The organism is Streptomyces sp. NPDC059534, from assembly GCF_042743475.1.
Lineage (GTDB): Bacteria > Actinomycetota > Actinomycetes > Streptomycetales > Streptomycetaceae > Streptomyces.
The window spans coordinates 1-20,871 of sequence record NZ_JBHWAQ010000058.1; the positions used below are offsets into that span (position 1 = coordinate 1).

Below are 20,871 nucleotides of genomic sequence, written 5' to 3' on the forward strand. Positions count from 1 at the left end.
TCCGCGATCTCCCACAGCCCGTCCGGAACAATCCAACTCCATGTACCCCGCCCCATACCGAAGCCAACGACGCCTCACCACATAGGACACGGTCTTAGGACGGATTTCATGGCAATCAGCCACCATTGCGGCTTGAATGCATTTGCCCTGGTCACATCCTGGGGCTTCGCGGCGCTCACACCCAGGGTTCGCCCGGGATCGACCAAGGAGGTACATGCATACCGGGGAATCCGTCCTGGGAGAAGCGGATCGGTCACTGATCCACGCATTGCAGATCGCCCCGCGCGCCAGCTGGACCCACCTGTCGGCGGTCCTGGGGGCGAGCCCCGACACCCTCGCCAGACGCTGGGAGCACCTCAACACGGACGGCTACGCCTGGAACTCCCTGCTCACCGCCCGCCTGGGGCACGACGCCACGCTGCACGCCTGGGTCGAGCTGGAGTGCGTCCCCGGCGACGCGGAGGCCATCGCCCTCCAGGTCGCGGGCGACCCGTGCACCCTCGGCGTGCACCAGGTGACCGGCGAGGCCGACCTGGTGCTGCTCGTGGTCTCCCCCGACCTGCACGCCCTCGACGCCTACCTCACCGAACGCATCCGGCGGCTGCCCGGGGTCATCCGGTCCCGCACCCGGGTCGTCACGCGGCTGCACAACCGCCCCTACCGCTCCCGGCTCGAACAGCTCCCCCCGGGGCAGGCCCACCCGCTCGCCGAGGCCGCGACCAGCGACCGGAAGCCACGCGCCGCCGCCCACGCGCGCGCGTACCCCTACGTCACGGACCTCGACCGCAGACTGGTCGCGGAGCTGGCCGGGGACGCCCGCCGCAGCGCCGCCGAACTCGCCCGGCAGTGCGACACCAGCGAGTCCACCGTGCGGCGCAGGCTGGAGACCCTCACCACCGCGGGCGTGCTCCACCACCACTGCCAGGCGGCCCCCCGGTTCTCCGGCCGCCCGGTCTGGGCGATGGTCACCGCCGACGTGCAGCCCCTGGACGTGCCGGCGACCGTGGCGGCGCTGACCCGGCTGCGGCAGACCCTGCTGGTCACCTCGGTCACCGGACGGCACAACCTGTCGCTCGCGATGTGGCTGCGTACGGTCGACGAGCTGCACGCCGTCACGGCGGCCATGGTCCGGGCGGCGCCGGGACTCCGGATCACGGGGACGTCGCTCTCGCTGCGCACCCACAAGATAGGCGCGCAGGTCCTCGGCGCGGACGGCCGCCGGACCCACCACGTAGCGCCGCTGCGCCCCTGACGGGGCCGGTGACAGGGCACCCGGCCTGTGCTCTGATGGCCGGATGGAGTTCGCCGTGTTCGTGACGCTGCCCGGTCTGGTCATCGTGCTGACCCTGGTCGCCTTCGCCGATCAGCTGCTGCGCATGAGCGGGCGCGGCAAGCGCACCGGCCAGGTCTCCGCGACCGGCTTCGAGCAGCTGCACGCCACGTTCTCGCAGGGCAAGCAGAACGAGCTCAAGGAACGTCAGAGCGCGCTCGTGATGCGCGACGACGAGGAGGACGGCGCCCCGCCGCACCACTCCTCGGTGGATCTGAAGGGCGGGCGCGCCGTCATCAGGCTCGGCAGGCCGTAGGGCTCGGGCCGGGGCCGCCGGCCGTGGGGCCTCAGGCCGGGCGGGATGCCTTGACCGAGTACATCAGGGGGATGCGGGGACGGTCCGCGGGGAAGCGGTAGTAGCCGTCGTCGTGCCGCTGGAGCGCGCCGTAGCGCGGGAACAGCGACGCGTCGTGCTCGTGCAGGAACTCGATCCGCAGGCCCGCCTTCGCGAGCGCCGTGACGACCTCGCCCACCGGGTGCACCCACTCCACGCTGCGGTTGTGGACGGTGGCGGCGTCGAGATCGGCGTACGTGCCCGGCGAGGTGTCCACCCAGGGGTCGCGGACGAAGTAGTCGTGCACGATCCGGCTGCCGGTCTCGTCGTCGAGCGAGTCCGTCAGCGGGTGGAACTCGGCCACGTAGAGGAAGCCGCCCGGAGCGACGAGCGAGGCGGCGGTCTCCGCCCAGCGGTCGAGGTCCGGGAGCCAGCACAGCGCCCCGCTGCCGGTGTAGACGATGTCGTACGCGCGGTCCGGGACGGCCTCCGCAGCGTCGTACACGTCCGCGGCGACGAAGGCGGCCCGCTCCTGCGGGAGGCCCAGATCGGCGGCGAGCGAGCGGGCCGTCTCGACGGCCGGCTCGGAGAAGTCCAGGCCCACGACGTGCGCGGCGCCGTGCCGGGCCCAGGAGAGCGTGTCGAGGCCGATGTGGCACTGGAGGTGCAGCAGGGAGCGCCCGGTGACGTCGCCGATCTCCGCGAGCTCGAAGTCCCGCAGGGCGTCCTTGCCCGCGCGGAAGGCGTCGAGGTCGTAGAAGTCGCTCGCCGCGTGGATCGGGACGCGCTCGTCCCAGCGTGCGCGGTTGGCCTCGCGCCAGTCCTCGGGGGTCGGAGAGTACATGTCGGCGAGGTTATCCACAGGCCGCCGAGGGCGCGACCCGAATTGTCGGCCGCCCGGAGCATCATGGGTGCCATGACTGAGAGCAAGAACGACGGGCCCACCGACCGGACCCCCACGTGGGAGCAGCGCTTCCGCGCACCGCGCGTCTCCCTGCCCGAGTGGGCCGAGGAGGCCCCGGACCGCTCCCTGTTCGTCTCCAACGCGACGGGGACGTACGAGCTGTACGCTTGGGACCGGGCGAGCGGGGCGCAGCGCCAGGTCACCGACCGGCCGAACGGCACGACGGACGGCACGCTGTCCCCGGACGGCGCGTGGATCTGGTGGTTCGCGGACACCGACGGCGACGAGTTCGGCGTGTGGATGCGCCAGCCGTTCGCCGGCGGCCCGGACGAGCCCGCCGTGCCCGCCCTCGCCGCGTCCTACCCGGCCGGTCTCGCCATCGGCCGGGAGGGCACGCTCGTGGTGGGCCGCTCCACCGACGAGGACGGCTCGACGGTCCATCTCGTACGTCCCGGGGCCGGCGCCCCGGTCGAGATCTACCGGCACCGGGAGTCGGCCGGGGTCGGCGACCTCTCGTACGACGGTTCGCTGATCGCGATCGAGCACACCGAGCACGGCGACGCGATGCACTCGGCGCTGCGCGTGCTGCGGGCCTCGGACGCGGGCGTGCTGGCCGAGCTCGACGACACCAAGGGCGGTACGGAGGAGCTGGGGCTCACCGTCCTCGGCTTCGCCCCGGTGGCCGGGGACTCCCGGCTGCTCGTCGGGCACCAGCGGCGGGGCCGCTGGGAGCCGATGCTCTGGGACGTCGCCGCGGGCACCGAGACCGACCTCCGGCTCGACCTGCCGGGCGACGTGTCGGCCGAGTGGTATCCGGACGGCTCCGGTCTGCTGATCGTGCACAGCTTCGAGGCGCGCAGCGAGCTCTGGCGGTACGAGATCGCCACCGGCGCCCTGGTGCGGGTGGAGACCCCGGCCGGTTCGGTGTCGAGCGCCACGGCCCGGCCCGACGGCAGCGTCGAGTACCTGTGGTCCTCGGCCGCCGAGCCGCCGGTGGTGCGCTCCACGGCCGGCGGGGTCGTCCTCGACCCGCCCGGCCCCAAGGCGCCGGCGTCGGTGCCGGTGGAGGACGTGTGGGTGGACGGCCCCGGCGGCCGGGTCCACGCGCTCGTGCAGCGCCCGGCCGGCGGCGAGGGCCCCTTCCCCACGGTCTTCGAGGTGCACGGCGGCCCGGCCTGGCACGACAGCGACGCGTTCGCGTCGGGCCCGGCGGCCTGGGTGGACCACGGGTACGCGGTGGTGCGGGTGAACTACCGGGGCTCGACCGGATACGGCCGGGAGTGGACCGACGCGCTCAAGCACCGGGTCGGCCTGATCGAGCTGGAGGACATCGCGGCGGTCCGCTCGTGGGCGGTGGCGAGCGGTCTCGCCGACCCGTCGCGGCTGGTCCTCGCCGGCGGCTCGTGGGGCGGTTACCTCACGCTCCTCGGTCTGGGCACCCAGCCGGGCGACTGGGCCGTCGGTCTGGCGGCGGTCCCGGTCGCGGACTATGTCACGGCCTACGAGGACGAGATGGAGGCCCTCAAGGCCCTGGACCGGACCCTGCTCGGCGGTTCGCCGGAGGAGGTGCCCGAGCGGTACGCGGCCTCGTCGCCGCTGACGTACGTGGACGCGGTGAAGGCCCCGGTGCACGTCTCGGCGGGCGTCAACGACCCGCGCTGCCCGATCCGTCAGATCGACAACTACGTGGACCGGCTCGCGGCCCGGGGCGCGGTCCACGAGGTGTACCGGTACGACGCGGGCCACGGCTCGCTGGTGGTCGAGGAGCGGATCAAGCAGGTCGCCCTGGACCTGGCCTTCGCCGCCAAGCACCTGGGGACGGCCGGCCCGGCCTGACCGGCCGGCCCGTCGGCCGGGCCTCCGGGACCCGGCCGACGGGGGACCGAGCCCGCTTGCGTACCGTGGGGGGCGTGTACCGGTTCCTGAGAACGCCCCGCTGGTGGGGGATCAACGCCTTCGTCCTCCTCGCGATCCCGTTCTGCGTCTTCATGGGCACCTGGCAGCTCGGGAAGTTCGAGGACCGCGTCGACTCCCACAAGGAGGCCGAGCAGCGGCCCGCCGTGAGCACGCTGCAGGCGGCGCCGCTGGCCTCCCTGCTGCCGGTGGACACCGAGACCTCGGGCCGCCCCGCGGAGGCGCGCGGCCGGTTCGGCGAGCAGTTCCTCGTCCCCGACCGCGAGCTGGACGGCCGGTCCGGCTCGTACGTCCTGACGCTGCTGAAGACGGACGGCGGCCGGTCCCTGCCGGTGGTCCGGGGCTGGCTCCCCACGGGCGCGAAGGCCCCCGCCCCGCCGTCCGGCGAGGTCGCGGTGGTGGGCGCGCTCCAGGCGTCGGAGAACGTGGGCACGAAGGGCGTCCGTGCGGCGGGCGGACTGCCCGAGGGCCAGCTCGGCATGATCAGCGCGGCGGCCCTGGTGAACGTGGTCCCGGACGACGTCTACGACGCCTGGATCACCCTCGCCGACTCCCCCGCCGGCCTGACGCCGGTCCCGGCCGCCGCCGCGGCGGGCACCGGCCTGGACGCGAAGGCGTTCCAGAACCTCGGCTACACGGCCGAGTGGTTCGTCTTCGCGGGCTTCGTCGTCTTCATGTGGTTCCGCCTGGTGCGCCGCGAGGCGGAGGCGACCCGGGACGAGGCGCTGGGCCTGTAGAGGCCCCGCTCGCGGGCCCCCTGGGCGGGGCTCAGGAGCCGCCCAGGATCCCGGTCCGGTAGATGGTGCCCGCGCAGGCGTTGGCGACGACCGCCGAGGCCGTGGGGCCGCCCGGCTCCGCGGTGTGGCTGATGACGACGCTGCCGTCCGCCGGCCCGTCCTCGTGGAGCAGCTGGGCCACGACACCGGACTCCGAGCCCGCGCCCGCCTCCGTGCCGGTGCCCGGTCCCGTCCCGGTGCCGCCGGCGGCACCGCCCGAGGTGGGCTCGGGGTTGGCGGTGCTGGTGGGCGGGTCCGTCGGCGGCGGCGTGGTCGGCGGCTCGGTCGGGGTGGTCGGCGTCGGGGTCGGGCTGGTCCCGGTCGTCGGGCAGGTCTCGCTCGGCACCCAGACGAACTTCACCTCGTACGAGGCGGCCGGCTTGAGCAGCAGCGAGGACGACTCCTGCGAGGGGTCGGGCAGCCCGCTGCCGCCGTCCCCCGAGGTGTGCCGGACCACGGAGATCCGCCCCGGGTCGGCCGCGCCCCGGGCCTCGAAGCCCACGACGCCGCTGCCGTCCACGACGCAGTTCGAGCCCGAGACGTTGGCGATGCGGAAGGTGCCGTACACCCTGCCCTCGTCGTTGGGGCCGTCGGCGCCCTCGCGGGTGACGCCGAGCTGGTCGGCGCCGCAGCGCGGCGCGGAGCCGCCGCCGGTGTCCTGGGACGTCCGGGGGCCGCCCTCGGCGCCCGCGGACTGCGGCCTGCCGGCGGTGCCGTCGGCGGCGCCCTGGCTCGGCGAGACGGCGCCGGCGGGGGTCTTGGAGCCCTGGCCGCCCGCGCCGCCGGTCTCGGCCGCGGTGCCGCCCTGGGCGTCCTCGCCGTGGCCCGCGTTCACCGGGTTGGCGGCGGAGAGTCCGCCCGAGGAGGCGACGTGCACGAAGGCGGGAACGGCCGTTCCGATGAGGACCGCGGCGGCGCAGGCGCCGACGAACGCCTGCCGCTTGCGGGCGCGGCGCGCGGGCACGGCACGGCGCAGGTGCTCCAGGGAGCCCAGCGAGGGCTCCAGGCCGGCCACGGCTCCCTGGAAGAGCCGCCGCAGCGCGAGTTCGTCGTCCCCGTCGCCCTCGCCGGGCCCGGGCTCGATGTTCACCATGCGCTGTCCACTCACGTCGTTGCGTTCTTCCAGGGCGGCGCGCTCCTCGGCAGCGTCGCCGCCTTCCTCGCCGGGCGCCTTGCCGGGGGTGTCGGTCATGCCGTCGCTCCCATCGCGACTCGCAGCGCCGCGATGCCCCGCGAGCCGTACGCCTTCACCGAGCCCAGGGATATCCCGAGCGTCTCGGCGACCTGAGCCTCGGTCATGTCGGAGAAGTACCGCAGGGCGAGCACCTCGCGCTGGCGCCGCTGGAGTCCGCGCATCGCCTTGATGAGGTCCTCGCGCTCCAGCTGCTCGTACGCCCCCTCCTCCGCGCTGGCCATGTCCGGCATGGGCTTGGACAGCAGCTTGAGGCCGAGGATGCGGCGGCGCAGCGCGGACCGGGAGAGGTTCACGACGGTCTGGCGGAGGTAGGCGAGCGTCTTCTCGGGCTCGCGGACCCGTTTGCGGGCCGAGTGGACGCGGATGAACGCCTCTTGGACGACGTCCTCGCAGGAGGCGGTGTCGTCGAGGAGGAGCGCGGCGAGTCCGAGCAGCGACCGGTAGTGGGCGCGGTAGGTCTCGGTGAGGTGGTCGACGGTGGTTCCGGCGGCCGTGGCGGCTTCGGCGCTCGTGCGGGGCGACGGGATGGCGTCGATGCCCGTGGCGCGGGGTGCGGCGGGCACGGGGGCGATCACCGGCATCCCGCCGAGCGCGCGCGGCCGTCTGAAGGGACGGACCGCGGAGCCGCGTACGGGGCCGACGGCGCCGCCCCGGACGGGGAGCACGGCGGCGCCCCTGACGGGGAGCACGGCTGTTCCCGCGCCGCGGAGCGGAGCGATGGTCGCGATGTCGAGTACCTCTGCCACGCCTGTTGGACACACGTCCCCCCGACAGGGTTGTACGCGTACGCCACCCTTTTTGACGGTGAGTCGTATGTACTCATGTGTAACCGTTCTCCCCCTGTGCCCCGCTTTCACAGCGCGCTCCGCGCCACACAGCTGTGGGTGCACGCGAAGACGCCTCCACCCGGCCGTTGGTTGCGGCAAGGGGGAAAAGCATCCTCGTCCACGGCATCGCCGCAGTTCAAGGGATATCTGACGCCTATTTGCTCACAGGACGTTCACAGATCCTACAAAGTGCCGACGACCGATTCCGCGATCTGAAGGGCGTTCAGGGCCGCCCCCTTGCGCAGGTTGTCGGCGCAGACGAAGAAGTCGAGCGCCCGCTCGTCGTCCATGGAGCGCCGGACCCGGCCGACCCAGGCGGGGTCGGTGCCGACGACGTCGGCGGGGGTGGGGAAGTCGCCCGCGGCCGGGTCGTCGTACAGCACGACGCCGGGCGAGGTCGCCAGGACCTCGTGCGCCCGCCCGACCGGCACGGGGTGTTCGAAGCGCGCGTGCACGGAGACCGAGTGCCCGGTCACGACGGGCACGCGGACGCAGGTGGCGGCGACCCGCAGTCCGGGCAGGCCGAGGATCCTGCGGGTCTCGTCCCGGACGTGCTCCTCCTCCGAGGAGGCCCCGTCGGCGCCCGCCGTGCCCGACCAGGGCAGGACGTTGAGCGCGAGGGGGCCGGGGAAGGGGCCGGTGCTCTCGCCGACGGCCCGCCGTACGTCGCCGGGGTGGGTGCCCAGATCGGCGTCGCCGGCCACCAGGCCCAGCTGGGCGCGGAGCGCCTCGACGCCGCCGTGTCCCGCACCGGCGCCGGACGCGGCCTGCTGGGCGGTGACGACCAGTTCGTCGAGTCCGAACTCGGCGTGCAGGGCGCCCACGGCGACGATCAGCGCGAGGGTGGTGGAGCCGGGGCTGGCGACGATGCCCCGGGGGCGCAGGCGCGCGGCGTGGGGGTTGGTCTCGGGGACCACCAGCGGCACGTCGGGGTCGGCCCGGAAGGCCGCGGAGGTGTCCACGACGACGGCGCCCTTGGCGGCGGCGATGGGTGCCCACCGTGCGGCGACCGCCTCGGGCACCAGGAAGAGCGCCAGGTCGACGCCTTCGAGGGACTCCTCGTCCAGCGCGAGGATCTCGCACTCCTCCCCGCGGACGGCGGCCTTGCGGCCGGCCGAGCGCGGGGAGGCGAGGAGGCGTATCTCGCCCCAGACGTCCGCGTGGTGCGTGAGCATCTGGAGCATCACCGAGCCGACGGCTCCGGTCGCACCGACGACCGCGAGCGTCGGCTTCGGCGTCATCGGCCGGAGCCTCCGTAGACGACGGCCTCGTCCGAGTCGCTGTCCAGACCGAAGGCGGTGTGGACGGCGCGCACGGCCTCGTTGACGTCGTCGGCGCGGGTGACGACCGAGATGCGGATCTCGGAGGTGGAGATGAGCTCGATGTTCACGCCCGCGTCGGAGAGCGCGCGGAAGAAGTCCGCGGTGACGCCCGGGTTGGTCTTCATCCCGGCGCCGACCAGGGAGATCTTGCCGATCTGGTCGTCGTAGCGCAGCGAGTCGAAGCCGATCGCGGTCTTCGCCTTCTCCAGGGCGTCGATGGCCTTGCGGCCCTCGGCCTTGGGGAGGGTGAAGGAGATGTCCGTGAGCCCGGTGGAGGCGGCGGACACGTTCTGCACGATCATGTCGATGTTGATCTCGGCGTCCGCGACGGCGCGGAAGATGGCCGCGGCCTCGCCCGGCTTGTCCGGCACGCCGACGACGGTGATCTTCGCCTCGGAGGTGTCGTGGGCGACGCCCGAGATGATGGCCTGCTCCACCTTGCGGTCCCCTTGCGGCTCGTTGCTGACCCAGGTGCCCTGCAGCCCCGAGAAGGACGAGCGGACGTGGATCGGGATGTTGTAACGGCGTGCGTACTCGACGCAGCGGTGCAGCAGCACCTTGGAGCCGGAGGCGGCGAGCTCCAGCATGTCCTCGAAGGAGATCCAGTCGATCTTCTTCGCCTTCTTCACGACGCGCGGGTCGGCCGTGAAGACGCCGTCGACGTCGGTGTAGATCTCGCAGACCTCGGCGTCGAGCGCGGCGGCGAGCGCCACGGCCGTGGTGTCGGAACCGCCGCGGCCCAGCGTGGTGATGTCCTTCTTGTCCTGGGACACACCCTGGAAGCCGGCGACGATGGCGATGTTGCCCTCGTCGAGGGCGGTGCGGATCCGGCCCGGCGTGACATCGATGATGCGCGCTTTGTTGTGGACCGAGTCGGTGATGACACCGGCCTGGCTGCCCGTGAACGACTGGGCCTCGTGGCCCAGGTTCTTGATCGCCATGGCCAGCAGGGCCATGGAGATCCGCTCTCCGGCGGTCAGCAGCATGTCGAACTCACGCCCGGCAGGGATCGGGGATACCTGCTCGGCGAGATCGATCAACTCGTCCGTCGTGTCGCCCATCGCGGAAACCACGACGACCACCTGGTGGCCGTTCTTCTTGGCGTCCACGATCCGCTTGGCGACGCGCTTGATGCCTTCGGCATCGGCAACGGAGGAGCCTCCGTACTTCTGCACGACAAGGCCCACGTGCGCTCCTCGCTCAGTGTGTGCCGCAGCCGGCGCTGCGATCGGCTCAGTCTAACGAGGGACCCGAAAACACCAGCGTGATATCACATCCTGAGATGCGCTGCTCGGAGAGTGATCAACCCGCTCCTCCGCCCGATGGGGCGGCCGGGCGTCAGCTCTTGAGGCTGCGCAGGCCCAGCGGGGTGGCGATCTCCTCCAGCATCACGCGGCCCGCCTCCTCCGCGAGGTCGTCCTCGGTCAGGTCCTCGTCCGTGTCGAGGCCGTCGAGGGCGGCCAGCGGCTGGTCGAGGCGGACGTGGGCGACGAGGGACTGCAGGGCGCGGAGGGTGGCCGAGGCGGTCGGGCCCCAGTTGGAGAAGTACGAGAACTGCCACCACCAGAGCGCCTCGCTGGTGCGGCCGGCCCGGTAGTGGGCGAGGCCGTGCCGGAGGTCGGTGACGATGTCGGCCAGGTTGTCCGAGATCCGGGCCGGGACGGGGGCCTTGCGCGGCTCGTACGGGTCGAAGACCTCCGAGAAGACGTCGACCGGCTCCAGCATCACCGCGAACCGCTCGCGCAGCTCGTCGACGTCCGGCTCGGGACCCGTGTCCGGCTCGTACCGCTCGTCCGGGACGATGTCCTCGTGCGCGCCGAGCCGGCCGCCCGCCAGGAGCAGCTGGGAGATCTCCAGGAGCAGGAACGGCACCGCGCTGTCCGGCTCGTCGCCCTTGGCGACCTCGGTGGTCGCGACGATGAAGCTCTCGATCGAGTCGGAGATCTGGACCGCGAAGTCGTCGGGGTCCTGCGTGACGGAGTGCAGTGTGGCGTCAGACATCGAGCAGCCTCCCTGAGAGCGCACCGGCCCTGTCGTCATACATCTAGCAGCCTCCGTCCCTCGAAGGCACGGCCGAGGGTCACCTCGTCGGCGTACTCCAGGTCGCCGCCGACCGGGAGACCGCTCGCGAGCCGGGTCACCTTCAGCCCCATGGGCTTGATCATCCGCGCCAGGTACGTCGCGGTGGCCTCGCCCTCCAGGTTCGGGTCGGTCGCCAGGATCAGCTCGGTGACGGCCCCGTCCGCGAGCCGCGCGAGGAGCTCGCGGATCCGCAGGTCGTCCGGTCCGACGCCCTCGATCGGGCTGATCGCGCCGCCGAGGACGTGGTACCGCCCACGGAACTCGCGCGTCCGCTCGACCGCCACGACGTCCTTCGGCTCCTCGACCACGCAGATGACGGTGAGGTCGCGCCGCGGGTCCCGGCAGATGTTGCACTGCTCCTGCTGTGCCACGTTGCCGCAGACCGCGCAGAACCGGACCTTCTCCTTGACCTCGAGCAGCGCGTGCGCGAGCCGCCGGACGTCCGTCGGCTCGGCCTGGAGGACGTGGAAGGCGATCCGCTGCGCGCTCTTGGGACCGACGCCGGGCAGCCTGCCCAGTTCGTCGATGAGGTCCTGAACCACGCCTTCGTACACGGAACGCCCTTCCAGGGGAGTGCTTGTTTCTTACGGTAGTGGCTGAAAGCGAGCCTTAGAAGCCCGTCGCGGCCACGGGGGAGACGGGCTTCAGAAGCCCAGGCCCGGCATCCCGCCCATGCCCTGCGCCAGCGGGCCCAGCTTGGCCTGCTGGAGCTGCTGCGCGTTGTCGTTGGCGGCCTGCACCGCGGCCACGATCAGGTCGGCCAGCGTCTCGGTGTCCTCCGGGTCGACCGCCTTGGGGTCGATCACCAGGCCGCGCAGCTCGCCGGAGCCGGTGACGGTCGCCTTCACCAGGCCGCCGCCCGCCTGGCCGTCGACCTCGGTCGCGGCGAGCTCCTGCTGCGCCCGGGCGAGGTCCTGCTGCATCTTCTGGGCCTGCTGGAGAAGCTGCTGCATGTTCGGCTGGCCACCACCGGGAATCACGGTCACTCCTGAGGTTCGGTACGTCCGTATGTGTCGGTACGCCGAGCCTACGTGGTCCCCGCCCGCCCTGCCTCCACCACTCTTTCGAGTGAGAAACTGCGGCCTCCTCTACCTGATCAACACCCTCTTGCGGGCGGAAATCCCGGGATTCCGGGCCCGCCGCCCACCATTCGGCGGTAGGAAGGGCAGGCACCACGTGCACCGCACGTCACAGAAGGACATGAGCGCTGAGCTGAACAGAGGAGTCCCCCGGTGAGCCAGCAGCCGGAGATGCAGCCACCGGGACCCCCGGGCGGCGACGTCCACCGCGACCTGACCGGTACGCCGTTCCCCCTGGGCGACTGGGGTGAGCCGGCCGAACGGCTCGACGAGCTGTACCGCTGGGTGGAGTCCCATGCCCTGCGCACCGCCGAGTGGTACCTCTCGGACCGCGTCTGGAAGCGCCGCTGCGCCCGGGCGCTGCGGCTCGGGACGGCGGCCGGGGTGATCGCGGGCGCCGCGCTGCCGCTGCTCGATCTGACCGGCGTGGCCGCGGGCACCGCCGGCTGGGGCTACCTGTCGCTGCTGCTCGGCGCCGCCTGCCTGGCCTGCGACCGGTACTTCGGTGTCACGTCCGGCTGGATAAGGGACGTGGCGACGGCGCAGGCCGTGCAGCGCCGTCTCCAGGCGCTGCAGTTCGACTGGGCGTCGGAGAGCGTCCGGGAGGTCCTGGGCCCCACGGAGGGCACCGCGAGCGAGGCGGCCGAGCGATGTCTCGGCGTGCTGCGCCGCTTCTCGGAGGACGTGACGGAGCTCGTCCGGGCGGAGACCGCGGACTGGATGGTCGAGTTCCGTTCGGGCCCGGCGCCGCTGGCCCTCCAGTCGGTGGGCGTGGTGCCCGCGCGGGCCGAGAGCCACCACCCCTCGGGCCGCTTCCCGCTCCCGCCCGGCACCCGCCCGAACATGCCGCGCCAGCGGCCCCCGGAGGCCCGCTAGGGCCGGTCCGGGGGCTCCGCGGGGCGAGTGGGGCCGGTGGGACCCGTGAGACCGGGCCGCCGCAGGGGCCGGACGCGAGGGCCGGGCCGCGGGGGCCCGGACGCGAGGGCCGGGCCGCGGAGGCCGGGCCTCGGAGGCCGGGGCGCGGGGATCAGCTCAGGATGATCATCGAACCCTGCGCCAGGCTCCGCGTCGCCGCCGCGTGCAGCCCCAGCCACACGTGCCGCTCCCGCGCGAAGGGGCTGCCGTCGTGCGGGACGGGCGCGGCCGGCTCCTCCAGGGAGGTCGGCCGCTCCGGCGGCACCGGGGCCGCCGGCGGGTTCGCCGGGTCGATGCCGATCGACGGCGCGACGAACTGCAGCTCCCGGAGCAGCCCGTACGAGGAGCAGAGCGGGCCGCCGCCCTCCAGGAGCTCGTCGGTGGTGAGCGGCGTCGGGAAGTCGACCGGCACGTACGCGCCCGCGTGGTCGTAGTGCCAGACCAGGTGGGACTGCTGGGCCGTCGCCTCGAACATCTCCAGGAGCTGTTCGTAGTCCCCGCCGAGCTCGCCGACCGGCTCGACCGGCAGCCCGCACATCTGGAGCAGGTAGGCGCGGCGCAGGAAGTGCAGGGCCTCATAGTCGAAGCCCGCGACGGGGGCGACGTCCCCGGTGAGCCCCGGCATGTACGCGTAGACCGGCACGGTCGGCAGACCGGACGCGCTGAGCACGGCGTCGTAGACGGCTATCTCTTCGGCGAAGGGGTTGTCGGGGCTGTGGCACAGCACGTCGACGAGGGGGACCAGCCACAGGTCACAGGCCAAGGGAGGCTCGCTCTCCGTCAGTTGCAGGGACGGCCAGGGTAGTCGGCGCAGCCGACGACGCCCACCCGCTGAGGACCTGCCCCCGGAGGCCGGGCCTCAACCCGCCCGGGCCGGGCCGCCTTCGGTCCGGCGCGCTCACCGCTCCCGCTGCTCCAGGCGGTCCGCCCACTCCAGGGAGTGCGCGTTGTACGCCCGTACGACCGCCACGGCCGCCTCGGCGTCGCCGCGGGTGATCGCGTCCACGAGTTCGACGTGCCCGCCCCACAGCCAGCCGAGGAGGTCCCGCTCGGCGCGCAGGTACGGCACGGAGAAGACCCATGCCTGGACGCGCAGTCTGTGCAGGAAGTCGGCGATGTAGGCGTTGGCGGCGACCAGGCGGCCCAGCTCGCGCCAGTAGCGGATGTCGTAGCCGATGAGGATGTCCAGGTCCCCGGCGCGGGCGGCGCGGGCCGCCGCCTCGCCCCGGCGCCGTACGGAGACGAGCGCGACCCCGATGCCGAGGTCGGGCTCCGCGGCGGAGGGCGGCGGGAGCAGCGGCCGCGCGGGCGCGTGGCGGCGGAAGATGCCGTCGACGACGAGCATCCGGGCCTCGACCATGCGCCGGTAGTCGTCGACCGAGTACTGGTGGACGCGGAAGCCGCGGTGCTGGTCGGAGTCGAGGAGTCCTTGCGCGCAGAGGTCGACGAGGGCTTCGCGTACGGGTGTCGCCGACACCCCGTACTGCTCCGCGATCTGCTTGACGGTGAATTCCTCGCCCGGCTGGAGACGGCCCGCGAGCACCTCGTCACGCAGCGCGTCCGCGATCTGCTGTCGCAAGGTGCTGCGGGTGACAGCTCCGCTCGCGGGCATCGTGGTCGGCCCCCTCCGTCCGGTTTCGGGACACCCTAGTCCAGACGGAGGAAACCTCCCCGGTACTGCGGTTACACGGTGTGCTGGTCGGCCACCGAGAGGGCCGCGTCCAGGGCCGCCAGCCCCTCCTTGGCCTCCGCCTCGGAGACGTTGCAGGCGGGAACGGCGTGGGTGCGGTTCATGTTGACGAAGGGCCACAGGCCCTGCTTCTTCGCCGCGGCGCCGAAGGCGGCCATGGGCGCGTTGGCCTCGCCGGCCGCGTTGTACGGGACGAGCGGCTCGCGCGTCTCGCGGTTCTTGACCAGGTCGAGCGCCCAGAAGACGCCCATGCCGCGGACCTCGCCGACCGACGGGTGGCGCTCGGCGAGCTCGCGCAGGCCGGGGCCGAGGACGGTCTCGCCGATGTGGGCGGCGTTCTCGACGACCTTCTCGTCCTCCATCACGTGGATGGTGGCGACGGCCGCGGCGCAGGCCAGCGGGTGGCCGGAGTAGGTCAGTCCGCCCGGGTACGGCCGCTTGTCGAAGGTCGCGGCGATCTCGGCGTTGATGGCGACGCCGCCGAGGGGCACGTAACCGGAGTTCACGCCCTTGGCGAAGGTCATCAGGTCCGGCACGACGTCGAAGTGCTCGGCGGCGAACCACTTGCCCGTGCGGCCGAAGCCGGCCATGACCTCGTCGAGGACGAAGACGATGCCGTACTTGTCGCAGATCTCGCGGACGCCGGCGAGGTAGCCGGGCGGCGGGGTCATGATGCCGGCGGTGCCGGGGACGGTCTCCAGGATGATCGCGGCGATCGTCGCCGGACCCTCGAAGGCGATCGTGTCCTCCAGGTGCTGGAGGGCCCGCGCGCTCTCCTCCGCCTCGGTGGTGGCGTAGAAGGGCGAGCGGTAGAGGAACGGCGCCCAGAAGCGCACGACGCCGGCGGAGCCGTTGTCGGAGGCCCAGCGGCGCGGGTCGCCGGTCAGGTTGATCGCGGTGGAGGTGGCGCCGTGGTACGAGCGGTAGGCGGAGAGCACCTTCGTACGGCCGGTGTGCAGCCGGGCCATGCGGACGGCGTTCTCGACGGCCTCGGCACCGCCGTTGGTGAAGAAGATCTTGTCCAGGTCGCCCGGGGTGCGCTCGGCGATGAGGCGTGCGGCCTCGGAGCGGACGTCCACGGCGAAGGCGGGCGCGAAGGTCGCGAGCTTCCCGGCCTGCTCCTGGATGGCGGCGACCACCTTGGGGTGCTGGTAGCCGATGTTGGTGTAGACGAGGCCGCTGGTGAAGTCGAGGTAGCGGTTTCCGTCGTAGTCCCAGAAGTACGAACCCTCGGCGCCGGCGACGGCGAGCGGGTCGATCAGGCCCTGGGCGGACCAGGAGTGGAACACGTGCGCGCGGTCGGCGGCCTTGACGGCCGCGCCGGCCTGGGGATCGGGTTCGATGACATGAGGGGTCATGGGGTCGAGGGTAAGGAATCGCAGGTGGGGCGGGCCATGGCCATCTTGTCCACCGAGACCGGGGCGGACGCGACACGTTGTTTTCCCTCGGCCGCTCCCCACCACTTTATTGACAGCATGCTGTCGCCATGACAGTCTTCTGTCATGGAAGCCAAGGGATCCACGACCGTCCACCTCGCCGTCTACGACACCCTCGCCGACTGGGAGACCGGCCACGCCACGGCCTGGCTCGCCCGCGCCGGATACACGATCAGGACCGTCGGCCCGGCCGCCGGAGAGCCCGTCACCACCATCGCCGGCATCCGGATCGTCCCCGACCTCGCGCTCGCCGACCTCACCCCCGGGGACAGCGCCCTGCTGATCCTCCCGGGCGCCGAGAAGTACGACGAGGGCGACGAGCTGTCCCCGTTCACCGCGAAGGCCCGCGCCTTCCTCGACGCCGGGGTCCCGGTCGCCGCGATCTGCGGAGCCACGGCCGGCCTGGCGAAGGAGGGCCTCCTCGACGACCGCCCCCACACCAGCGCGGTCTCCTTCTACCTGGCCGCCACCGGCTACAAGGGCGGCGAGCACTACGTGGACGCGGACGCCGTGCGGGACGGCGACCTCATCACGGCGGGCCCGACGGAGCCGGTCGCGTTCGCCCGCGAGGTCTTCGCCCGCCTCGGCGCGTACGAGGGCAAGCGGGACGCCTGGTACCGCCTCTTCCACGACTCGGACCCGGCGGCCTTCGCCGAGCTGAACTCCTGAGGCGCGACCATGAGTCGTGAGCAGCAGGACGCGCTCTCCCGCACGGCCCTGGGCGTCTTCCGCCTGAACGGCCAGTTCCTCGCCGTGTCCGAGCGACTGGCCGAACCGGCCGGCCTCACCGCCGCCTGGTGGCAGGTCCTCGGAGCCGTACTCCCCGAGCCGCTGCCCGTCGCCGGGATCGCCCGGGTCATGGGCATCACCCGCCAGAGCGTCCAGCGGATCGCGGACCTGCTCGTCCGCGAGGGCCTCGCGGCCTACGAGCCGAACCCGGCCCACCGCCGCGCCAAACTCCTCGCCCCCACCGAGGCCGGCCGGGCGGCGGTCCGCCGCATCGGCCCGGGCCACGCCGAACTGGCCGCCGCGCTCCTTCGGGAGCTCGGCGGCCAGGACGCCTTCGACGAGACGGTGCGGGTACTGGAACGGCTGTCCGCCGCGCTGGAGTCCGTCAGCGCGCACCACGAGGATCCGGCCGCCGCCGACGAGCCCCCGGCCCGGGGGCCGTCGCAGGGCTGAACCCGGGACGGGCCGACGGCCGGAGGAATCCCCGGAGGGCGTGAACAGGCCGTCCGCCGTCGCCCTGAGGCGAGGGCGGACGGCCCGGACCGGCTAGCAGGAGAGGTTCGCGCCGGCGGGGACGCCGAGGATCTGGGTGAACTGCTGGTACTTGGTGACCCGGCTCTGGACCTGGGCCGGGTTGCGGCCGTCGCACTCCAGGGAACCGTTGATGGAGCGGATGGTCTGGCCGAAGCCGGCGCCGTTGACCATGGCGTTGTGGGCGGTCATCGTGCCGGGGCCGTTCTGGGTGTTCCAGTACCAGAGGCCGGTCATCATGGCGACGGCCGGTTCGCGCTCGACCCGCCAGGGGTTGTTGAGCAGGTCGATGCCGAGGGCGTCGCCGGCGGCCTTGTAGTTGAAGTTCCAGGAGAGCTGGATGGGGCCGCGGCCGTAGTAGGCGGCCTGGCCGGCGGGGCAGCCGTAGGGCTGGCTCGTGTCGCAGTAGTGGGGGTAGTTGGCGGTGTTCTGCTCGACGATGTAGTAGAGCCCGCCGGTCTCGTGGGAGACGTTGGCGAGGAAGGCCGCGGCCTCCTGCTTCTTCACCGTGTCGCTGCCGGTGTTGGCGAAGCCGGGGTAGGACTTGAGGGCGTCGGTGAGGCCCTTGTACGTGTAGAAGGGGTTCCGGTTCGGGAACATCTGGTTGAACTGGGCCTCGGAGACCACGAATCCGGAGGGATTCGGGTCCGTGCCGCCACCGCCGGTGCCGCAGACGCCCTCGTCGCGCCAGACGTCGGAGGAGCCGGGGCGCTCATTCTGGGTCCACCACTTCGCGTACCAGTTGTGGCCGTTGTACGAGGCGGTCATGCCGCCGGTGTAGACGCTGCCCGAGTTCCAGGCGCCGACGCAGGCGGGGGCCGCGCCGGCCGGGGAGTCGGGGAGGAGTACGGCGAGTCCGATCGCCGTACAGAGGGCGGCGAACAGGGTGAGAAGTCTGCGCGTCATGCGCTCGTCCTTCCGGGTGGGGGTCCGGGCGGGGCAAGCGAAGCGCGATTGGTCTGGACCTGTCAAGGTCTGGACCAGAAGTTGTGACAGTGGGGGTTCCACTTGCCTCAGCGGTCGAGCAGACGCTCCAACAGTCCGGACAGCAGCGCCCGTTCGGCGACGGTGAGCGGACCCATCAGCTCGTCCTGGGCGTCGACGAGGACCTTGTCGAGGCGTTCGAGATGCCTGCGGCCGCGCGCCGTGAGGGTGATGACGTTGCGTCGGCGGTCGGCCGGGTCGGGGGTGCGCTCGACGTGGCCCTGGTCGACGAGCTCGTTGATGACGGAGACCAGGTCACTGCGGTAGATGCCGGTCCGGCGACTGAGGTCGGCCTGGCTGGCGGGACCGTGCTCGTCGAGCGAGACCAGGGCCGCGTAGTGCCACTTGCGGGCGTCCTCGGCGGCGAGACCGGCACTGACGAGGCGGTCGGCCCGGGCGGCGGTGAGGGCGAGGAGGCGACTGGGGAGGGCGCGGAGGCGCGCCGGGGTCTCCGGCGAGTGCTCGGTCATGTCGCGCAGATTACCCGTTGCGTTAGTGGCCCGAACGATATAACTTCATTAGTGGCACGAACGTTAGTGAGCCGAACGTTAGGGGAGTGAACGCCATGCCCGTGATCGACGTCCTCGATTCGACGATGCACTACGAGTCCCGCGAAGGAACCGGCACTCCCTTCGTCTTCCTGCACGGCAACCCGACCTCGTCCCAACTCTGGCGGCACGTCCTGCCGGCCGTCGGCGGCGGGCGTCGGCTGCTCGCACCGGACCTGATCGGGATGGGGCGCTCGGGCAAGCCGGACATCGCCTACGACTACGCGGACCAGGCGCGGTACCTGGAGGCGTGGATCGAGGCCATGGGGCTCGACGAGGTGGTGCTCGTCGGGATCGACTGGGGCGGATCGCTCGCCTTCGACTGGGCCGCCCGGCACCCCGAGCGGGTCCGCGGAGTGGCGTTCATGGAGACGATCCTGCGCCCGATGAGCTGGGAGGAGTTCCCCGAGAAGGCGCGGGGGCGCTGGGAGGCATTCCGCACGCCGGGAGTGGGCGAGCGGATGGTCCTGGAGGAGAACGTCTTCATCGAGGACTCGTTCACGCACACCGTGACCACCGGACTCGGCAAGGCCGACCACGACGTCTACCGGGCGCCGTACGCGACCCCGGAGTCCCGGCGGCCGATGCTGGAGTGGGCGCGCGCGATGCCGCTCGGCCGCGAGCCGGCCGACGTGGTGGCCCGCGTCGAGGCGTACGGGGCGTGGCTGGCGGCCTCCTCCGAGGTCCCGAAGCTGCTGCTGACCTTCTCGGACTCGCCGACGCTGATGATCGACCCCCCTACGGCGGCCTGGTGCGCCGAGCACATATCCGCCCTCACCACGACCGCCTGCGGCCCCGCGGGCCACCAGGCGCCGGAAGACCGGCCCGAGGAGATCGCGGCCGCGCTCACGACATGGGCGGACGGGGAGGGCCTGGGCGGACGGGACGCTCGGGACGGGGCGGCCTAGACGGTGTCCGGGGGCTCGGGCCGGGGCCGGACCGGAGCGGTGTCCGGCGCCCAGACCGGGCCGGACCGGTGTCGTCCTGCCGCTCGGGCCGGGGCCGCACCTGGAGAGGTGTCCGGACGCTCAGGGCCGGGCCGGGCCGGTCCGGGCAGGGCAGGGCCGGTCCGGGCAGGGCAGGTCCGGTCCGGGCAGGGCAGGTCCGGGCAGGACATCGCCTGGGGTGGTCCCGCCACGCCCGGCCTCGTGTGGGCAGCCCCGCCCGGCCCCGACCCGACCCGCCTCGCTTGGGCGGGCCCGCCGGGGCGGGTCGGGGTGAGGCGGCGGCCGGGGCGTCAGATCATCAGGATGATGCGGCCGGGCCGGTGTCCCGCCTCCGCTCGGCGGTGCGCCTCCGCGGCCTCCTCCAGGGGCATGACGTCGGCCACCCGGGTGATCAGCTCCCGGTCCGCGACCTTCTGGAGGCTCTCCTTGAGCCGGACGACGTCCGGCTGGGCCCGGACGGTCTCGACGCGGATGTTGCGCTCGGCGACCGGGATCCGGTCGGGGGCGATGGCGAGGAAGACGCCGTCGTCCTTCAGCACGGGGAGGAGCGCCTCGCCGACGAGTGCACCGTCGAAGACCCCGTCCACCCGTTCCGGTTCGCCCGCGATCACCTTCGCGACCACGTCCTCCGGCGTGCCACGGGTGACGACGTGGTCCGCGCCGAGGACTCTCAGTTCGCTCTCGTCTCCTTCGTAGGCGACGGCCACCACCCGGATTCCGGCGGCCGAGGCGTGCTGGACCGCCAGGCGGCCGACCACCGCGCTGGCGCCGGTCACGAGCAGCGTCGCGCCCGGCGGGAGCGCGAGCCGGTCGAGGCCCTGCTGGGCCGTGGCCGAGGCCAGCGGAAGGGAGGCGGCCACCGTGAACTCCACGTCGTCCGGGATCGGGGCCAGCCACTCCGGGGCGACGCGGACGATCTCCGCGTACGTGCCCTCGCCGGTCAGCTCCTCGTACCAGGGCACGAAACCGGCCACACGGGTGCCCGGCTCCATGCCGGGCACGGGATCGAGCAGCTTGCCCGCGAAGTCCGTCCCCAGCACGAAGGGAGGAGTGAGGGCGCCGACCGCGTCGGCGTAGTGGCCGGCGCGGATGCGCAGGTCCGCCTGGTTCACACCCGCCGCTTTCAGGCGCACCCGCACCCGGCCGGGGACGTCCCCGGCCTCCGGTTCGGGCCGGCGGGCCATTCTGAGGACCTCGGGTCCGCCGTAGGCGGTCACTTCGACGACACGCATGGGGTACTCCTCAGACGGAAGGCCCCCTCGTCGCCATTACACCCATGCTCGACAACCCCGGGCAACCGCTGATGGCCCGCCCGCGCACGGCGGGGCCGGGGCCCGGCTGACGGAAGGGAGAACTCCAGGTGGCGGGCGGCGACGCACCCCACGGAA

At 72.8% G+C, this 20,871-nt stretch carries 22 protein-coding genes; 8 read left to right on the forward strand and 14 right to left on the reverse strand.

Features of this window, described 5'->3' with window-relative positions; translation table 11 throughout:
• Nucleotides 1-214: 214 nt before the first annotated feature.
• Together ACFVZH_RS36820 and ACFVZH_RS36825 are read left to right on the forward strand one after the other, a co-directional pair.
• Nucleotides 215-1,252 (forward strand): Lrp/AsnC family transcriptional regulator, encoded by a 1,038-nt coding sequence (locus ACFVZH_RS36820; RefSeq protein WP_384904467.1) that lies wholly within the window; start codon nucleotides 215-217, stop codon nucleotides 1,250-1,252.
• Between the two features lie 43 nt (nucleotides 1,253-1,295).
• Nucleotides 1,296-1,586: a DUF6191 domain-containing protein gene (locus ACFVZH_RS36825; protein WP_384904469.1), complete on the forward strand. Its 291-nt coding sequence runs from the start codon at nucleotides 1,296-1,298 to the stop codon at nucleotides 1,584-1,586.
• Nucleotides 1,587-1,617: 31 nt separating this feature from the next.
• Here ACFVZH_RS36825 and ACFVZH_RS36830 read toward each other — a convergent pair whose 3' ends face one another.
• Nucleotides 1,618-2,448, reverse strand: a complete 831-nt coding sequence (locus ACFVZH_RS36830; RefSeq protein ID WP_384904471.1) for a class I SAM-dependent methyltransferase — start codon at nucleotides 2,446-2,448, stop codon at nucleotides 1,618-1,620.
• A gap of 63 nt (nucleotides 2,449-2,511) precedes the next feature.
• On the opposite strand from ACFVZH_RS36830, the gene ACFVZH_RS36835 reads away from it, so the two are divergent.
• Together ACFVZH_RS36835 and ACFVZH_RS36840 are read left to right on the forward strand one after the other, a co-directional pair.
• Entirely contained in the window at nucleotides 2,512-4,344 is a 1,833-nt protein-coding gene (locus tag ACFVZH_RS36835; RefSeq protein ID WP_384904472.1) for a prolyl oligopeptidase family serine peptidase, read from the forward strand.
• Between the two features lie 74 nt (nucleotides 4,345-4,418).
• Nucleotides 4,419-5,159, forward strand: coding sequence for an SURF1 family protein (locus ACFVZH_RS36840; protein ID WP_384904474.1), 741 nt, complete (start codon nucleotides 4,419-4,421; stop codon nucleotides 5,157-5,159).
• 31 nt (nucleotides 5,160-5,190) lie between these two features.
• On the opposite strand, the gene ACFVZH_RS36845 is transcribed toward ACFVZH_RS36840, so the two are convergent.
• The 7 genes from ACFVZH_RS36845 to ACFVZH_RS36875 all read right to left on the reverse strand — a co-directional run bounded on the left by ACFVZH_RS36845 (nucleotide 5,191) and on the right by ACFVZH_RS36875 (nucleotide 11,604).
• Nucleotides 5,191-6,390, reverse strand: a complete 1,200-nt coding sequence (locus ACFVZH_RS36845; protein ID WP_384904476.1) for a hypothetical protein — start codon at nucleotides 6,388-6,390, stop codon at nucleotides 5,191-5,193.
• Nucleotides 6,387-7,139, reverse strand: a complete 753-nt coding sequence (locus ACFVZH_RS36850; RefSeq protein WP_384904478.1) for a SigE family RNA polymerase sigma factor — start codon at nucleotides 7,137-7,139, stop codon at nucleotides 6,387-6,389. The genes ACFVZH_RS36845 and ACFVZH_RS36850 overlap by 4 nt, the downstream gene beginning before the upstream one ends.
• Nucleotides 7,140-7,402: 263 nt before the next feature.
• Nucleotides 7,403-8,461, reverse strand: a complete 1,059-nt coding sequence (locus ACFVZH_RS36855; RefSeq protein WP_384904480.1) for an aspartate-semialdehyde dehydrogenase — start codon at nucleotides 8,459-8,461, stop codon at nucleotides 7,403-7,405.
• The gene (locus ACFVZH_RS36860) at nucleotides 8,458-9,729 is read right to left on the reverse strand and encodes an aspartate kinase (protein WP_384904482.1); all 1,272 of its coding nucleotides are present in this window, start codon (nucleotides 9,727-9,729) and stop codon (nucleotides 8,458-8,460) included. The genes ACFVZH_RS36855 and ACFVZH_RS36860 overlap by 4 nt, the downstream gene beginning before the upstream one ends.
• A 151-nt stretch (nucleotides 9,730-9,880) precedes the next feature.
• On the reverse strand, nucleotides 9,881-10,543 hold the full coding sequence (locus ACFVZH_RS36865) for a DUF5063 domain-containing protein (protein WP_384904484.1): 663 nt from the start codon (nucleotides 10,541-10,543) through the stop codon (nucleotides 9,881-9,883).
• A gap of 35 nt (nucleotides 10,544-10,578) precedes the next feature.
• The gene (gene recR, locus ACFVZH_RS36870) at nucleotides 10,579-11,178 is read right to left on the reverse strand and encodes a recombination mediator RecR (protein WP_384904485.1); all 600 of its coding nucleotides are present in this window, start codon (nucleotides 11,176-11,178) and stop codon (nucleotides 10,579-10,581) included.
• A gap of 90 nt (nucleotides 11,179-11,268) precedes the next feature.
• Nucleotides 11,269-11,604, reverse strand: a complete 336-nt coding sequence (locus tag ACFVZH_RS36875) for a YbaB/EbfC family nucleoid-associated protein (RefSeq protein ID WP_015034576.1) — start codon at nucleotides 11,602-11,604, stop codon at nucleotides 11,269-11,271.
• 270 nt (nucleotides 11,605-11,874) lie between these two features.
• On the opposite strand from ACFVZH_RS36875, the gene ACFVZH_RS36880 reads away from it, so the two are divergent.
• Nucleotides 11,875-12,579, forward strand: a complete 705-nt coding sequence (locus tag ACFVZH_RS36880) for an SLATT domain-containing protein (protein WP_384904514.1) — start codon at nucleotides 11,875-11,877, stop codon at nucleotides 12,577-12,579.
• Between the two features lie 151 nt (nucleotides 12,580-12,730).
• Here ACFVZH_RS36880 and ACFVZH_RS36885 read toward each other — a convergent pair whose 3' ends face one another.
• The 3 genes from ACFVZH_RS36885 to ACFVZH_RS36895 all read right to left on the reverse strand — a co-directional run bounded on the left by ACFVZH_RS36885 (nucleotide 12,731) and on the right by ACFVZH_RS36895 (nucleotide 15,666).
• Nucleotides 12,731-13,381, reverse strand: coding sequence for a hypothetical protein (locus ACFVZH_RS36885; RefSeq protein ID WP_384904487.1), 651 nt, complete (start codon nucleotides 13,379-13,381; stop codon nucleotides 12,731-12,733).
• Nucleotides 13,382-13,516: 135 nt separating this feature from the next.
• Nucleotides 13,517-14,230, reverse strand: a complete 714-nt coding sequence (locus tag ACFVZH_RS36890; protein WP_384904489.1) for a GntR family transcriptional regulator — start codon at nucleotides 14,228-14,230, stop codon at nucleotides 13,517-13,519.
• Between the two features lie 71 nt (nucleotides 14,231-14,301).
• Nucleotides 14,302-15,666, reverse strand: coding sequence for an aspartate aminotransferase family protein (locus ACFVZH_RS36895; RefSeq protein WP_384904491.1), 1,365 nt, complete (start codon nucleotides 15,664-15,666; stop codon nucleotides 14,302-14,304).
• Nucleotides 15,667-15,810: 144 nt separating this feature from the next.
• Here ACFVZH_RS36895 and ACFVZH_RS36900 point away from each other — a divergent pair, with 144 nt between their 5' ends.
• Together ACFVZH_RS36900 and ACFVZH_RS36905 are read left to right on the forward strand one after the other, a co-directional pair.
• On the forward strand, nucleotides 15,811-16,413 hold the full coding sequence (locus ACFVZH_RS36900) for a DJ-1/PfpI family protein (protein ID WP_384904493.1): 603 nt from the start codon (nucleotides 15,811-15,813) through the stop codon (nucleotides 16,411-16,413).
• Nucleotides 16,414-16,422: 9 nt separating this feature from the next.
• Nucleotides 16,423-16,926, forward strand: coding sequence for a MarR family winged helix-turn-helix transcriptional regulator (locus ACFVZH_RS36905; protein ID WP_384904495.1), 504 nt, complete (start codon nucleotides 16,423-16,425; stop codon nucleotides 16,924-16,926).
• Between the two features lie 93 nt (nucleotides 16,927-17,019).
• Here the strand turns inward: ACFVZH_RS36905 and ACFVZH_RS36910 are convergent, their stop codons facing one another.
• A complete protein-coding gene (locus tag ACFVZH_RS36910; RefSeq protein ID WP_384904496.1) occupies nucleotides 17,020-17,910 on the reverse strand; it encodes a glycoside hydrolase family 19 protein in 891 nt (296 codons plus the stop codon).
• Nucleotides 17,911-18,017: 107 nt separating this feature from the next.
• A complete protein-coding gene (locus ACFVZH_RS36915; protein WP_384904498.1) occupies nucleotides 18,018-18,458 on the reverse strand; it encodes a MarR family winged helix-turn-helix transcriptional regulator in 441 nt (146 codons plus the stop codon).
• Nucleotides 18,459-18,553: 95 nt separating this feature from the next.
• On the opposite strand from ACFVZH_RS36915, the gene ACFVZH_RS36920 reads away from it, so the two are divergent.
• Nucleotides 18,554-19,444: a haloalkane dehalogenase gene (locus ACFVZH_RS36920; protein WP_384904500.1), complete on the forward strand. Its 891-nt coding sequence runs from the start codon at nucleotides 18,554-18,556 to the stop codon at nucleotides 19,442-19,444.
• Nucleotides 19,445-19,773: 329 nt separating this feature from the next.
• On the opposite strand, the gene ACFVZH_RS36925 is transcribed toward ACFVZH_RS36920, so the two are convergent.
• Entirely contained in the window at nucleotides 19,774-20,715 is a 942-nt protein-coding gene (locus ACFVZH_RS36925) for an NADP-dependent oxidoreductase (RefSeq protein ID WP_384904502.1), read from the reverse strand.
• Nucleotides 20,716-20,871 lie beyond the last annotated feature (156 nt).

What these genes read in the sequence shown, in the direction of transcription:
- ACFVZH_RS36820 (WP_384904467.1), top strand. Translation starts at nt 215, where the DNA reads ATGCATACCGGGGAATCCGTCCTGGGAGAAGCGGATCGGTCACTGATC.
- ACFVZH_RS36825 (WP_384904469.1), top strand. Translation starts at nt 1,296, where the DNA reads ATGGAGTTCGCCGTGTTCGTGACGCTGCCCGGTCTGGTCATCGTGCTG.
- ACFVZH_RS36830 (WP_384904471.1), bottom strand. Translation starts at nt 2,448, where the DNA reads ATGTACTCTCCGACCCCCGAGGACTGGCGCGAGGCCAACCGCGCACGC.
- ACFVZH_RS36835 (WP_384904472.1), top strand. Translation starts at nt 2,512, where the DNA reads ATGGGTGCCATGACTGAGAGCAAGAACGACGGGCCCACCGACCGGACC.
- ACFVZH_RS36845 (WP_384904476.1), bottom strand. Translation starts at nt 6,390, where the DNA reads ATGACCGACACCCCCGGCAAGGCGCCCGGCGAGGAAGGCGGCGACGCT.
- ACFVZH_RS36855 (WP_384904480.1), bottom strand. Translation starts at nt 8,461, where the DNA reads ATGACGCCGAAGCCGACGCTCGCGGTCGTCGGTGCGACCGGAGCCGTC.
- ACFVZH_RS36865 (WP_384904484.1), bottom strand. Translation starts at nt 10,543, where the DNA reads ATGTCTGACGCCACACTGCACTCCGTCACGCAGGACCCCGACGACTTC.
- ACFVZH_RS36880 (WP_384904514.1), top strand. Translation starts at nt 11,875, where the DNA reads ATGCAGCCACCGGGACCCCCGGGCGGCGACGTCCACCGCGACCTGACC.
- ACFVZH_RS36890 (WP_384904489.1), bottom strand. Translation starts at nt 14,230, where the DNA reads ATGCCCGCGAGCGGAGCTGTCACCCGCAGCACCTTGCGACAGCAGATC.
- ACFVZH_RS36895 (WP_384904491.1), bottom strand. Translation starts at nt 15,666, where the DNA reads ATGACCCCTCATGTCATCGAACCCGATCCCCAGGCCGGCGCGGCCGTC.
- ACFVZH_RS36900 (WP_384904493.1), top strand. Translation starts at nt 15,811, where the DNA reads ATGGAAGCCAAGGGATCCACGACCGTCCACCTCGCCGTCTACGACACC.
- ACFVZH_RS36905 (WP_384904495.1), top strand. Translation starts at nt 16,423, where the DNA reads ATGAGTCGTGAGCAGCAGGACGCGCTCTCCCGCACGGCCCTGGGCGTC.
- ACFVZH_RS36910 (WP_384904496.1), bottom strand. Translation starts at nt 17,910, where the DNA reads ATGACGCGCAGACTTCTCACCCTGTTCGCCGCCCTCTGTACGGCGATC.
- ACFVZH_RS36915 (WP_384904498.1), bottom strand. Translation starts at nt 18,458, where the DNA reads ATGACCGAGCACTCGCCGGAGACCCCGGCGCGCCTCCGCGCCCTCCCC.
- ACFVZH_RS36920 (WP_384904500.1), top strand. Translation starts at nt 18,554, where the DNA reads ATGCCCGTGATCGACGTCCTCGATTCGACGATGCACTACGAGTCCCGC.
- ACFVZH_RS36925 (WP_384904502.1), bottom strand. Translation starts at nt 20,715, where the DNA reads ATGCGTGTCGTCGAAGTGACCGCCTACGGCGGACCCGAGGTCCTCAGA.